Source organism: Thermogemmatispora tikiterensis, from assembly GCF_003268475.1.
GTDB lineage: Bacteria > Chloroflexota > Ktedonobacteria > Ktedonobacterales > Ktedonobacteraceae > Thermogemmatispora > Thermogemmatispora tikiterensis.
Map to the genome: position 1 here is coordinate 1,434,478 of NZ_MCIF01000002.1, position 13,207 is coordinate 1,447,684.

The 13,207-nt window shown below is 61.1% G+C and carries 10 protein-coding genes; 9 read left to right on the forward strand and 1 reads right to left on the reverse strand.

What is annotated here, in order from left to right:
- The first annotated feature begins 93 nt into the window (after window positions 1-93).
- The gene (locus tag A4R35_RS05810; RefSeq protein ID WP_112427422.1) at window positions 94-885 is read left to right on the forward strand and encodes a response regulator; all 792 of its coding nucleotides are present in this window, start codon (window positions 94-96) and stop codon (window positions 883-885) included.
- A gap of 18 nt (window positions 886-903) precedes the next feature.
- Here the strand turns inward: A4R35_RS05810 and A4R35_RS05815 are convergent, their stop codons facing one another.
- Window positions 904-3,594: an MGH1-like glycoside hydrolase domain-containing protein gene (locus A4R35_RS05815; RefSeq protein WP_112427424.1), complete on the reverse strand. Its 2,691-nt coding sequence runs from the start codon at window positions 3,592-3,594 to the stop codon at window positions 904-906.
- Window positions 3,595-3,900: 306 nt separating this feature from the next.
- On the opposite strand from A4R35_RS05815, the gene A4R35_RS05820 reads away from it, so the two are divergent.
- The 8 genes from A4R35_RS05820 (at window position 3,901) to nagZ (ending at window position 13,181) form a co-directional block, all read left to right on the forward strand.
- Window positions 3,901-5,064, forward strand: coding sequence for an acetyl-CoA acetyltransferase (locus tag A4R35_RS05820; protein ID WP_112427426.1), 1,164 nt, complete (start codon window positions 3,901-3,903; stop codon window positions 5,062-5,064).
- Window positions 5,065-5,079: 15 nt separating this feature from the next.
- Window positions 5,080-5,490 (forward strand): Zn-ribbon domain-containing OB-fold protein, encoded by a 411-nt coding sequence (locus tag A4R35_RS05825; protein ID WP_112427428.1) that lies wholly within the window; start codon window positions 5,080-5,082, stop codon window positions 5,488-5,490.
- Window positions 5,491-5,638: 148 nt separating this feature from the next.
- Window positions 5,639-7,798, forward strand: a complete 2,160-nt coding sequence (locus A4R35_RS05830; RefSeq protein ID WP_112427430.1) for an acetate--CoA ligase family protein — start codon at window positions 5,639-5,641, stop codon at window positions 7,796-7,798.
- A gap of 96 nt (window positions 7,799-7,894) precedes the next feature.
- Window positions 7,895-8,353 carry a MaoC family dehydratase gene (locus tag A4R35_RS05835; RefSeq protein ID WP_112427432.1) on the forward strand — a complete coding sequence of 153 codons (459 nt, stop codon included), beginning with the start codon at window positions 7,895-7,897 and terminating at the stop codon, window positions 8,351-8,353.
- A 322-nt stretch (window positions 8,354-8,675) separates the two neighbouring features.
- Window positions 8,676-9,422 carry a GntR family transcriptional regulator gene (locus tag A4R35_RS05840; protein ID WP_112427434.1) on the forward strand — a complete coding sequence of 249 codons (747 nt, stop codon included), beginning with the start codon at window positions 8,676-8,678 and terminating at the stop codon, window positions 9,420-9,422.
- Window positions 9,423-9,559: 137 nt separating this feature from the next.
- Complete coding sequence (gene murQ / locus A4R35_RS05845; protein ID WP_112427436.1) at window positions 9,560-10,495, forward strand: N-acetylmuramic acid 6-phosphate etherase; 936 nt, start codon at window positions 9,560-9,562, stop codon at window positions 10,493-10,495.
- Window positions 10,492-11,508: a BadF/BadG/BcrA/BcrD ATPase family protein gene (locus A4R35_RS05850; RefSeq protein ID WP_112427438.1), complete on the forward strand. Its 1,017-nt coding sequence runs from the start codon at window positions 10,492-10,494 to the stop codon at window positions 11,506-11,508. The genes murQ and A4R35_RS05850 overlap by 4 nt, the downstream gene beginning before the upstream one ends.
- Window positions 11,508-13,181 (forward strand): beta-N-acetylhexosaminidase, encoded by a 1,674-nt coding sequence (gene nagZ / locus A4R35_RS05855; protein ID WP_112427440.1) that lies wholly within the window; start codon window positions 11,508-11,510, stop codon window positions 13,179-13,181. Before A4R35_RS05850 ends, nagZ begins: the two co-directional genes overlap by 1 nt.
- Window positions 13,182-13,207 lie beyond the last annotated feature (26 nt).

Sequence of the window (13,207 nt, forward strand, 5' to 3'; positions counted from 1 at the left end):
GGCAATGGTTCCCCCCTGGTAGATTACACTACCTAATTACTATAGAACACCGAGAGACCTCTGACCAGGATGAGGGCAAGGAGGGAGAGAACTATGGAGGATGAGCAACCGGGCAGCACTGGCCCTACGGCTGAGCGCACGATCAGTCTGGTGCTGGCTGACGATCACGATATTTTGCGCCAGGGACTGAAGCTTCTGCTCACGCTTCAGCCGGAGATTCGTATTGTTGGGGAGGCCAAGACTGGCACCAGGGCAGTGGAGATAGCGCGCCAACTGCGACCGGATATTGTGGTGATGGATATCACAATGCCAGAAATGGATGGCTTAGAAGCGTGCCGCCGCATCCGCACTGAACAGCCTGAGACGCAGGTTTTGATTCTGACCATGCATGATAGTGAGGAATACTTTTTGCAGGCGTTACGAGTCGGAGCCAGCGGTTATCTGGTCAAGAAGGCGGCGCCAGCCGAGCTGCATAGCGCGGTCCGGGCTCTGGCCGAGAATGGGGCTTTCCTCTACCCTGGCCTGGCCCGCTCGCTGATCCGCGTCTACCTGGAACACTACACGGTACAGCAAGAGCGCCAGGCTCAGGAAAGCGACCAGCCTGCTCACGAGTCCCAGTCTAGCGCAGAGATGGAAAAGTTGGCCGATGAGCTGCGCGTGCTCAGTCCACGCGAGCTAGAGGTCTTGACCCTGGTCGCCGAGGGCTACACCAGCCAGGAGATCGCCAACCAGCTCGTCCTGAGCGTTAAAACTGTGCAGGCTCACCGCGCCAATATTATGGAGAAGCTTGGGCTGCACGATATCCCACACCTGGTACGCTTCGCCATCCGCCACGGTCTGATTTCTCCCGACGATGGTCCGCCCAGCCCACGCCCTCGCTTTTAACGAGCCAGCCATTCAGAATCAGGAAACAGTCGCCGTCTCGCTCGCCAGGTCTGTCAGCAGGCGAGCAATGAGAGCGGTCCAGCCGGTCTGATGGCTGGCACCCAGGCCGCGCCCCGTCTCACCATCGAAGTATTCGCAAAAGAGGATCAGATCACGCCAATATGGGTCGCTCAGAAAGCGCTGCTGCTCTCCACACCAGGCGACCTTGCCTTGCTCGTCGGGCAGGAAGAGACGGCAAAGACGCCTCGTCAGCTCCTGAGCCACCTGCGCCAGCGTCAGCTGTTTTCCTGAGCCAGTGGGGCACTCGACCAGAAGGCTGGTCCCGTAGAAGCGATGATAGCGCTCCAGAGCTTCGATCAGCAGGTAGTTGAGCGGGAACCAGATAGGGCCGCGCCAGTTGGAGTTACCGCCAAAGAGGCCGCCGCGCGATTCTGCCGGCTCGTAGTCAATGCTGAGCTGTTGACCGTCGAGCACGATGGTGTAGGGGTGGTCACGGTAGTAACGTGAGAGCGAGCGAACGCCATAGGGAGAGAGAAACTCGTCTTCATCCAGAAGATAGCGCAGGACACGCAACAGGCGCTCGCGCGAAGGAATGGCCAGGAGCCGATGCGTTTCAGAGTGCTGACCACCTCCCTGCAGATAGGAGATGTGGCGGGCGAGATCGGGCCGATTCTCCAGAAACCAGCGCAGGCGCTTTGTGAAGCCGGGCAGGGCTGTGAGCCGCTCGTCATCGAGGATGTCGACCGCCAACAGGGGAATGATGCCGACCGCCGAGCGCACTCGCAGGGGAAAGCTGCGCCCATCAATGAGGAGCTGATCATAGTAGAAGCCATCTTCTTCATCCCACATCCCATTGCCGCCCAGGGCATTCATGGCATCCACAATGGCAATGAAGTGCTCGAAAAACTTGGAGGCAACATCCTCGTAGGCGTGGTCCTCATGGGCCAGCTCCAGAGCAATGGCCAGCATCGTCAGGCAGTAGAAGGCCATCCAGGCAGTGCCATCGGCCTGCTCAAGTTGCTCACCTCCGGGGAGGGGACGTGAACGGTCAAAGAGACCAATGTTGTCCAGCCCCAGGAAGCCACCACTAAAGAGATGCCTGCCGGCCACATCTTTGCGGTTGACCCACCAGGTGAAATTGATAAGTAGCTTGTGAAAGGTGCGGGCCAGAAACTGGAGGTCACGGGAGCCGCGCGCTGCAGTCATCTTGTAAACTCTCCAGCAAGCCCAGGCATGAACCGGAGGATTGGTGTCCGAGAAAGCGAACTCATAGGCCGGAAGCTGCCCATTGGGATGCATGTACCATTCGCGCAAGAGCAGGATGAGCTGCTGCTTGGCAAAGTCTGGGTCAAGGCTGGCAAAGGCGACAGCGTGAAATGCCAGATCCCAGGCAGCATACCAGGGATATTCCCATTTGTCAGGTACAGAGAGAATATCACGATTGAAGAGATGCTTCCAGTCGTGATTGCGCCCACAGAGGCGGGCAGATGGCGGTGAAGGCTGCGTCGGATCGCCCTTGAGCCAGGTGGCCACATCATAGTTGTAGAACTGACGATTCCAGAGGAGGCCGGCGTTGGCCTGGCGAATCACACGCTGTGCCTGCTCCGGAAGCGCAGGAGGAATACGCGCCGCATAGAAGGCATCTGCCTCTTGCCGACGCTGGACGAAGAGTGCCGAGAAGTGTTCCCCGAAGGGGGCAGAGGGCGTCTCGCCCTCAGCAAAGAGGCGCAGATGCAGCCTGCACTCCTGAGCGGCGGGCAACGTGAGCACATAGTAAAAGGCGGCCTTCGTTCCCTCCTGGGCAGGATTGACCGCTTCCTGACGACCCTCGATCACATAGGCGTGGAAGGCATCCTTGACATAAGGGGTGGCATTGCTCACCCCAAAGAGGCGCTGGAAATTGGTTTCGTTCTCTGTGAAGAGCAGTCGTGGCGCCGGCAGGTCTGAGCGTTGCTCGGCCAGCAGCCAGAAACGGCCCAGCGAGGCATGTTCGGCCAGCAGGGCCTGCCCGTCGGGGGTACTCAGACGTGGTTTTGTCCAGTAATCCTCACCATGCTGGCCCCAAATCCAGGTGTTGCGAAACCACAGCGTGGGCAGGAGATGGAGCGTGGCCGTTGCGGGGCCACGGTTGGCCACGGTCAGGCGGATCAGCATATCATTCGGCGAGGCTTTGGCATACTCGACCGTGAGGTCGAAGTAGCGATCTTCGTCAAAGACGCCGGTATCGAGCAGCTCGTACTCTGGCTCAGCCCGCGAGCGTCGGCGATTCTCTTCGACGAGGCGCGCGTAGGGATAGGCCCGCTGCGGATATTTATAGAGGGCGCGCAGGTAGGCCGAGCTGGGCACAGCGTCGAGGTAGAAATAGCATTCTTTGACATCCTCGCCGTGATTGCCTTCGGCATTGGTCAGCCCAAAAAGCCGTTCCTTGAGAATCGGGTCCTGGCCGTTCCATAGGGCCACAGCAAAGCAGAGCCGACACTCGCGGTCACAGATGCCGAGCAATCCATCCTCGCCCCAGCGATAGACGCGGCTACGCGCGTGATCATGGGGAAAATAGTCCCAGCAGGTTCCGTCTGGGGAATAGTCCTCGCGCACCGTCCCCCACTGGCGTTCGGCCAGATAGGGACCCCAGCGCTCCCAGTTGCGTTCGTGGCTCGTGGCCTCACGTAAACGCAGCTCTTCCGCCTGAGCAAACGTCTCCTCGTCCATGCAGAGATGACTCCTTCCGTTTCCGACCTCGCATTGCCAGTCCGTCTGGCCTGTCCAGAGATGGACCTGCCTGCCGCAGACTGGCCGTCTGTTTATAGAACGGCTGACACCCCTCTGCCGCTGCAAAGCGCTCCTCTCCGGCTCACTGGCACGGCGGGAAGGGATCATCGTCCATGCGCTGCTTAGCCACTACCACCACACTAGTCTTGTGTGAATTGCTGCGAGTTACCTGGCCTGCACCTGGGCTGAGCCACAGGAGAGATGATACACTAATACTACAAACACGTAGACAGGCTGGAGGCATGCATGTCCAGAGTATCCGCGCCGCGTAGTCCGCGCGCCGCCATTGTCGGCGTTGCCGAGTCCGACCTGGGCTACACCCCTAATAAGACCGTCCTGCAGCTGCAAGCCCAGGCGGCCCGCGCCGCCCTCGAAGATGCTGGTTTCAGCTTTGATGAGGTCGACGCCCTCTTCTGCGCTGGCAATTGGTCCTGGTCTCCTACTCTGACCCTGGCCGAGTATCTCGGCCTCAGACCGCGCTATAGCGACTCTACCAACATCGGCGGTTCCTCGTTTGAGGCTCACATCGAGCATGCTGTGGCTGCCATCGAAGCCGGTCTCATCGAGGTGGCTCTCATCGTCTACGGCAGCACCCAGCGCTCGGACCGTTCCCGCGGGCGAGTCAGTCCGACATACCGCCTCACAGAACAGTTCGAAGGGCCGTTTGGACTACCCACGCCGGTAGGAGCCTACGCCCTGGCCGCCATGCGCCACATGCACCAATTCGGCACGACCAGCGAGCAACTGGCAGAGGTAGCGGTGGCGACACGCAAGTGGGCCACGCTCAACGAGAAGGCCATGATGCGCGATCCCATCACGATTGAGGATGTGCTCACTTCGCGCTGGATCGCCGAACCCCTGCACCTGCTCGATTGCTGTCTTGTCACCGATGGCGGCGGAGCCGTCGTGCTGGCCTCAGCCCAGCGAGCACGCCAGGCCCGCAAGCCTCCGGTCTGGGTATTGGGACACGGAGAAGCCCATACCCATGCAACGATCGCCAATATGCCTGATCTGGCCGTCCATCAGGCAGCCATTGCCTCCGGCCAGGCGGCCTTTGCAATGGCCGGCTTGCGGCCCGAAGAGATCGACGTTGTGGAAATTTACGATTCTTTCACCATCACGGTCATCATGACCCTGGAGGCCCTCGGCTTTTGCCCGCTCGGTGAAGGAGGGGCCTTCGTCAGTGGCCAACGCACCGCTCCGGGTGGCCCATTTCCGATGAATACTAATGGTGGTGGCCTCTCCTATTGCCACCCCGGCATGTACGGCATCTTTCTGCTCATCGAGGCCACGCGCCAATTGCGCGGCGAGTGTGGCCCGCGACAGGTCCCCGGAGCCCGTCTTGCCCTGGCCCACGGCACTGGCGGCGTTCTCTCTTCAGCGGCCACCGTTCTGCTTGGCAAAGATTGAAAGAGAGCATGCAGTATGAGTGAGGAAGCAACCTACGCCCTCCCCCAGAGCGATCCCGAGTCAGCTCCTTACTGGGAAGGCATCCAGCAGGGGGAGCTACGTCTACAGTTATGCACAGCCTGCCAACGCCACATCTTCTATCCGCGAAGCCTGTGCCCGCACTGCCACAGTGACCGGCTCGCATGGGTCAGCGCCTCGGGCCGAGGGACCATCTACTCGTATACAATCGTCCACCGCGCTTTCGGCCCCTTCGCTGCCGAGGCCCCTTTCATCATCGCCATCGTCGAGCTGGAGGAGGGCGTGCGCCTGATGACCCGCCTGATCGACGCGCCGCGCGAGCGCGTGCGCATTGGCGCTGCGGTTCAGGTCAGTTTTGAACAAGTGAGCGGGCGCCCACCACTGCCCTTTTTCCGCCTGCTGGAATAGGGTATGTGAGCAAGCCTGTCCGGCTAGAGGCCAGTATGACCAGCAGGGCGCTCAGGCAGCAAGCGGCCAGAGGCTGCTGCTGCCAATAGGCCCCTGTGGTCGTTGTCGAACCGTTGCAATGTCGCATCCCATAAAGGATGAAAGGCTCATGGAGCAGGAGAAACCCATCGCAGCAGAGCGGCTGCAGGCCTTCTTTCACCCGCGCAGTATCGCTGTGGTCGGGGCCAGCGACGAGGCACGCTGGTCGACCTATCTTGTGCAAAACCTCACAGCAAGCAACTTCTCTGGCCCGCTCTACCTGATCAATCCGCGGCGTCCCTCTGTTCACGGTCAGGCCACCCTGCCGACGCTGAGCGCTCTGCCGGAGGCGGCGGACCTGGCCTTTGTCATGGTGCCGACGCCCCAGGTGCTGCCAGTTGTCGCTGAAGGAGCAGCGCGTGGCGTGCGCCATTTTGTAGTACTCACAGCCGGCTTCCGCGAGACCGGCCCACAGGGAGAAGAGCGAGAGCGGGAGCTGCTGGCCTTTGCCCAGGCTCATGACCTGCTGATCTTGGGGCCGAATGGGAACGGCTTCATCAATGCAAGCGCCGGCATTACCCCTTATGGACTGCCCATCAATTTCCCCCTGCGCAGCGGACCAGTGGCCGTGGTGCTCCAAAGTGGAGCGCTGGCCAGCGCCGTGCTCGCCTTTGCCCAGGCCCATGCTATCGGCCTGAGCCTTCTGGTCTCGCTGGGCAACGAAGGGATGATCAGCCTTTGTGATGTGCTTGAGTATCTGCTGGCCGACTCCGCCACGCGAGCCGTGGCGTTCTTCCTCGAAAGCATTCGCCAGCCGAAGACACTGCGCCAGCTTGCAGCCCGCGCGCAAGCCCAGCACTGTGCACTGGTCGCGCTCAAAGCTGGTCGAAGTGAGGCAGGTTCACGGGCCGCCGCTGCCCACACAGGGGCTTTGGTCGGAGATGCGGCGGTCAACGCCGCTGCTCTGCGCCAACTGGGCATCATCGGCGTCTCCTCGCTAGAGGACCTGCTGACGACCGCCGCACTCGCCGCCTATCACGGCCCATTACCAGGCCGACGCCTGGGCGCGGTTACGCCCTCGGGTGGCGCCTGCGACCTGATCGCTGATCGCGCCCAGGATGAGGGCTTGCTCCTACCCGAGCTAAGCGACAGAACACGCGCCCGACTGCAGGCCGTGCTGCCACCCTTTGCTACTCCTCACAATCCGCTCGATGTGACCGGCTACGTGGTTGTCGATAGCACACTCCAACAGCGAGCCCTGGCCATCGTGCGCGAAGACCCTCAGCTTGACTTCGTGCTCAACGTGGTGAGCATCGACGGTCTGCGCCGCCCTAATCCCGAAGGTCAGCAGGCCCTCTACAATCAGTATGAGCGCCTGGCTGATCTGGTCCATACCTCGCCGCGCCCCATCCTCCTGGTCTCTAATACCTGTGTCGACCTGCCAGCAGCGCTGTTGCCAATCGTTGAGCGCACCGGTCTTCATATTATTGCCGGCCTCGAACATGGCCTGCGCGCCCTGGGTCGGCTGCTCTGGTGGTCAGAGCAGCTCAGCCAATCACAGCAACCAGACGTTGAGGAACCACAGCCAGGGCCGGCGCTGGCCCTGGACAGGGCCGCGCTCGCCGCTTCTGGCATGGGCAGCTGGTCAGAGGTTCAAACGCGCGCTCTCCTGGAGCAGGCCGGTATCCCGCTCGTGCCAGCCCAACTGGCGCGTTCTGTCTCCGAAGCCCTGGCCGCCGCTCGTCACTACGGCTTTCCGGTGGCGCTGAAGATTCAGTCGCCCGCGATATTGCACAAAAGCGACATCGGCGGCGTTGCTCTGAACCTCAGCAGCGAAGAGGAGGTCACAAGGGCCTTTAACCGCCTCCTGACAGCCGCCCGTCAGCATGTGCCCGCGAGTGCGATTGAGGGCATCCTCGTCAGCCCCATGCGTCAGGAGGGCCACGAGCTGCTGGTCAGTATCCTCGCCGATCAGGTCTGGGGCCTTACCCTGACCATCGGTCTCGGCGGTCTATGGGCCGAGGTGCTCCACGATATCGCGCTGCGCCCGCTGCCCCTCAAACGTCGAGAGATTCGGGGCATGCTCGAAGAGCTACGCGGCTTTCCACTACTGCGCGGCCTTCGCAACCAACCAGGCGCCAACCTGGAACGCCTGAGCGCCGTGATCTCTCAGATCGCGCTGCTGGCCCAGACACTGGCCCCCCACCTGGAAGTGCTGGAGATCAATCCCCTGCTGGTCAACGGCGACCAGGTGGAGGTGCTCGATGCCCTGCTCATCTGGCGCAACTAAGCACGGGTGAGGCCCCACCCACGCACACCTCTAGCTGGTCTGGTCAAGTCTATTTTCTGCCCATGAGGCGGGAGAAAGGAGGAAAGCAAAACCCGTATGGCTGCATCAGCAGAGTTCAAAGAGCAGGTGCGCCGCGCCTTCGCGGCCATCCAGCCCGGGCAGCGCTACGTCTTTCGCCGCACCTTTACAGAAGGGGACATGGCACTGTTTTGTGGCCTGACAGGAGACTATAATCCGTATCACCTGGACGAAACCTTCGCCCGGGCTAGCTGGTACGGCAGGCGTATCCTCCCCGGTCTGCTCACCGGTAGCATGATCACCCACATTGGGGGCTTGCTGGGCTTCGTGGCAACCGAAATGCATTTTCGCTACCTGAAGGCCGTTTATCCAGGAGAGACCGTCACCTGCACCGTGACCTTTGCCGAGAAGGATGAAGAGCAGCGCCTCCTCTCGGCTCAGGCCAGCTTTGTGAATCAGGATGGCGTCGAGGTCCTGCAAGCCTGGTTCAAAGGCTTCCCGACCTTCATCCGCCTCCAGGCCGAACCTTCACCTTAGCGACAGAACAGCCCCTTGAAGGAGCCGGCCACGATATCAGGGGCCGCTAATAGCGGCTTGTTGTTGCCGGTATAGTGGTATATACAACCATCGAAGTAGACCATAGAGGAGGGCGCACGGTTACGGTACCGTGGGCTTCTTTAGGGAAAGGAAGGCGTATGGTCTAGACAATATACCAAGTAGACAGGCTATGTGGTATACTGTAATCTGTGTTGACCTTGATCGTCGTGGCCCCGAAAGTGAATTCTGCCGCGAGCGAGGCCCGAACGAACAACTGAGAGAAATTAGTGAACAAGCAAGCATCTTCTGAACAGGAACAGCCATGAGCACGATTGTAAGAAAAAGTCCGTTGCCACGTTACTATCAACTCAAAGAGATCATGAGGGAAAAGATCCGTAACGGTGAATGGAAGCCGGGGGATCTAATCCCTTCTGAGCGTGAGCTTGGTGAGCAATACGGGATCAGTCGGATGACGGCCCGGCAGGCTATCACCGAGCTAGTGAATGAAGGGCTTTTCTACCGCGAGCAAGGGAAAGGGACCTTTGTCAGCCGGCGCAAGATTACCCAGCAGCTCATCCATCTGACGGGTTTCACCGAAGACATGAAGGCTCGCGGTCAGCAGCCGGGCACACGCGTCCTCTCTGCTGAAATGCGTCCGGCGGACGAAGCTGTCGCTGAGCGGCTGCGTATCAAGCCTGGGCTGCAAATCTTCCGTCTTCATCGCCTGCGCCTGGCCGATGGGGAGCCATTGGCCATCGAGGTTTCGCATATTAGCTTTATCGGCTGTGAAAAACTTCTCGAAGAGGACCTGGAACATAACTCGCTCTACCGTCTGTTAGAGACCAAATACGGCCTGCCTTTGCTCGAAGCTGATCAGGAGCTAGAGGCCGGACTCATTGGCAGCGAGGAAGCCCAATATCTCAAGGTCCCTGTTGGCAGCCCGGCCCTCTTCACGCGGCGAGTTACCTATACCGAGCGCAATCAACCGATCGAGTACGCCTCTTCTGTTTATTGTGGCAATAAGTACGTCTTCTATACTCATATGAAGCGCGAGCAACTGCTCTCGTAGCGTTGCCCAGCACCGAGCCAGGCAGCCGTGATCACAACAGGCAGGGCATTCCAGGAGCAGCCCAGCCCGGGGGAGAAGGATAGCGAGGAGAGCCGAGGCTGGGAACTATTTCAGTAGGAGAGTGAGGAGCAGTCAACATGTCAGCCTCTTTACAGCCTGACCATCCAGCTGAGCCATCCCTCAGCGCCCTGGTCACCGAGCAGGACAACCCCGCCAGCCGCGACATTGACCGCAAGAGTGCACTGGAGATTGTGCAGATCATCAACGCCGAAGATGCCCGTGTTGCTGAGGCAGTCAAGCAAGAATTGTCCCAGATCGCGCGCGCTATCGAGGCTATTGCCGCTCGTCTGCGTCGTGGTGGACGCTTAATCTATATGGGGGCCGGCACCTCGGGGCGGCTTGGGGCCTTGGATGCCTCGGAATGTCCCCCGACCTTCAATGTGCCGCCAGAGCTAGTCATCGGCTGGGTCGCCGGTGGCCCCGCCGCCCTCAGCCAGGCCAATGAGGATCTAGAAGACAGCGCCGAAGCCGGTCGCGACGATGCGGCACGCTTACAGGTTGGGGCTGGCGATGCGCTGGTCGCCATCACAGCCAGCGGACGCACGCCGTACGCGCTGGGAGCCGCCAATTACGCCCGTGAGCAGGGGGCCTTGACCATTGGCCTGGCCTGCAACCGCCCGACGCCTCTGGAAGCTATTGTTGAGATCATGATCGCGCCCATCGTTGGACCAGAGGTCATTACCGGCTCCACCCGTATGAAGGCCGGCACCGCGCAAAAAATGGTGCTCAACATGCTGAGCACCGGGACCATGATTCTCCTGGGGAAAACCTACGGCAACTTGATGGTTGATGTCCAGGCGACAAACTACAAGTTGCAGCAGCGCGCATTACGTATCGTACAGCTGGCCACCGGCCTGGAACGAAGTGCCGCCGAGGAGCTGCTCGCTCAGGCCAATGGTGAGGTCAAAACAGCGATTGTCTGTGCACGCAGCGGCCTCGATCCCCAGAGCGCCCGCCAGCGCCTAGCCGAACACGGTTTTATTTTACGCGCAACACTGGATTCGCTGTCATGATAGAAAGCACACCACAGAAACACACAGCCACGCGTGATGAGGAGTTCTATCTTGGGGTCGATGGCGGGGGCAGCAAGACGCTGGCGATTGTCGTCGACCGCCACGGACGCGAGCGTGGTCGCGCGCTAGCCGGCAGCGCAAACTATGCCTCCGTGGGCCAGGAGGAGGCTATCCATCAGGTGCAGCTGGCCGCCGAGCGGGCTTTGCAAGCCGCCGGCGCCGAGAGCCGACCGCGCGCCGCCTGGATTGGTCTGGCTGGGCTGGACCGTCTAGCTGATCACGCTGTTCTCTCCCCTCCTCTGGCAACCCTGGCCGACCAGGTCCATGTGACTAATGACGCCGAGCTTCCTCTCGCGGCACTGGAGCAAGCCGTTGGCGTCGTGCTGATCGCGGGCACCGGCTCAATCGCCCTGGGACGGGATGCTTGCGGTCGGGTGTGCCGCGCCGGCGGCTGGGGGTATCTGCTGGGCGACGAGGGAAGTGGTTACGATATCGGGCGCCAGGCTCTCCAGGCTGCTACTCGCGCCGCTGATGGCCGCGGCCCTCACACCAGCCTTCTGCCCCGTATTCTAGCCTACTGGGGATTAGAGCGTGCAGAGGACCTGATCGGTGTTGTCTACCACGGCCTGGAGACTGCCGCTGTCGCTCGCCTGGCAACATGCGTCTTTGCTGCAGCTCGCGAGGGCGACCTGGTAGCGCGCCGCATCGTGGGCAATGCAGCTACCGAGCTGGCGCTGGCGGCCCTGGTGGTTAGCAACCAGCTGGAGTTTTCTGATAACGTGGTGCCACTGGCTCTGGCAGGAAGCCTGCTAGTACGTGAGGCGCCCTTCCGCGCCCAGATCCTGCGGCGGCTGCGAGCGCGGCGCCGTCTTGGCCAGGTAGTCATCGTAGAGGAGCCAGCACTCAGCGCAGCCAAAGCCGCGATTCACCTGGAGTCCGTGCGCGCTCCACAGAGGTCGTCCTCTCCGCAGTCCAGGCCCTATGTGAGCGATGAAGGAAGGGAGAGACGTTGATGTCACCTCATCATCCATCGTCCAACGAGATGGTCGAGAGAGCCGCCCTGAGCGCCGCCGATCTGCGCGACCAGCTTGGCCAGCTGCTGATGGCAGGCTTCGAAGGAACCGACCCCTCGCCCGCTATTCTCGACCTTATCGAGAATCACCGCCTGGGTGGGGTCATTCTCTTTTCACGCAACATCGAGAGCGCAGAGCAAGTCTATCGCCTGACCAGCACCCTACAGGCCAAAGCGCGTGCTGCAGGCCATCGCTATCCATTGCTGATCGCCATCGATCAAGAGAATGGCATGGTCCAGCGGCTGGGCGAGCACGTCACCCTATTTCCAGGCAATATGGCCCTGGGAGCCAGCGATTCACCCGAGCTTGTGACTGCAGTCGCTGGTGCTACCGGGCGCGAGCTGCAAGCCCTGGGCATCAACATGAACCTGGCGCCGGTTCTGGACATCAACAACAATCCGGCTAATCCAGTCATCGGCGTCCGCTCCTTTGGTGAAGATCCCGAGCAGGTCGCCCGCCTGGGTCTGGCAGCGGTGCGCGGTTACCGCCAGGCAGGCATCATTAGCTGTCTCAAACACTTCCCCGGGCATGGTGACACGGCTACCGATTCTCATCTCGCCCTGCCGCTCATTTCCCACGATCTGGCCCGTCTGGAACGTTTGGAGTTGGTTCCTTTCGCCCGCGTGTTGCAGGAAGAAGGGGCCGATTGCGTCATGACAGCTCACATCGCCTTTCCAGCCCTGACCGGCGATCCGGCGCTACCCGCGACAGTAGCGCCTGCGATTATCTCCGGCCTACTTCGGCAACGTCTGGGCTTCGACGGAGTAGCTATGAGCGACTGCCTGGAGATGGAGGCCACCGCTACCACGCTGGGCATTGAGGAGGCAACGGTGCGAGCCTTAGAGGCCGGTCTCGACCTGATCTTGATCTCGCATCGCTACGACCGCCAGCTAGCCGGGCTGGCTGCCATGCGCTCCGCTCTCGATGAGGGACGGCTCTCGCCAAACCGCCTGCACCAGGCCCTGACACGCTTGCAGCGTCTCAAAGCACGCTACCTCTCATGGGAGCAGCTGCCGCGGCCCGAAGGGTTGCGCCTGCTCAAACAGCCTGAGCATCTGGCCCTGCAGCGGCAGAGCTATAGGCGGGCCATCACTCTGCTACGCAACGACGCCGGGCTACTGCCCTTACGACTGGCCCCAGAGCAGCGGCTCTTGATCGTGCTGCCCCAGAAGGAAGGAGCCAGCCGCGTCGAAGATCAGCGCTATCCTGTCGAAGCGCTCGTCGCTGCCGTGCGAAGCTATCATCCCAAGACAGAGGCTCGGCTTCTCACGCTTCCTCTTTCCGAGCGTGAGCATCAGTCTCTGCGCGAGGCAGTGGCTCAAGCTCAGCTGGTGTTGCTGGTGACGGTCAATGCCTACCTGGATCGCGCCCAGAGCCAGTACATCAACTGGCTGGTCACGGAAGCCCCTTGCCCTCTCGTCGCGCTTGCCGTTTACAACCCCTACGACCTTCTGGCCTGTCCCCAGATCACCACCTACTTGCTCACCTATGAGTATACCCGGCCCGCCATTGAAGCCGCCGTCGCCGTTCTCTTTGGAGACGCTCAACCCCAGGGCCACCTGCCAGTGAGCCTGCCGCCCCTGCATGCCCGCGGCGAGGGACTCAGCTTCTAGCCAGCTAGTAAGGCGATCCCACTCCC

Coding starts and splice junctions, on each gene's coding strand:
- A4R35_RS05810 (WP_112427422.1), top strand. CDS start 94: ATGGAGGATGAGCAACCGGGCAGCACTGGCCCTACGGCTGAGCGCACG.
- A4R35_RS05815 (WP_112427424.1), bottom strand. CDS start 3,594: ATGGACGAGGAGACGTTTGCTCAGGCGGAAGAGCTGCGTTTACGTGAG.
- A4R35_RS05820 (WP_112427426.1), top strand. CDS start 3,901: ATGTCCAGAGTATCCGCGCCGCGTAGTCCGCGCGCCGCCATTGTCGGC.
- A4R35_RS05825 (WP_112427428.1), top strand. CDS start 5,080: ATGAGTGAGGAAGCAACCTACGCCCTCCCCCAGAGCGATCCCGAGTCA.
- A4R35_RS05830 (WP_112427430.1), top strand. CDS start 5,639: ATGGAGCAGGAGAAACCCATCGCAGCAGAGCGGCTGCAGGCCTTCTTT.
- A4R35_RS05835 (WP_112427432.1), top strand. CDS start 7,895: ATGGCTGCATCAGCAGAGTTCAAAGAGCAGGTGCGCCGCGCCTTCGCG.
- A4R35_RS05840 (WP_112427434.1), top strand. CDS start 8,676: ATGAGCACGATTGTAAGAAAAAGTCCGTTGCCACGTTACTATCAACTC.
- murQ (WP_112427436.1), top strand. CDS start 9,560: ATGTCAGCCTCTTTACAGCCTGACCATCCAGCTGAGCCATCCCTCAGC.
- A4R35_RS05850 (WP_112427438.1), top strand. CDS start 10,492: ATGATAGAAAGCACACCACAGAAACACACAGCCACGCGTGATGAGGAG.
- nagZ (WP_112427440.1), top strand. CDS start 11,508: ATGTCACCTCATCATCCATCGTCCAACGAGATGGTCGAGAGAGCCGCC.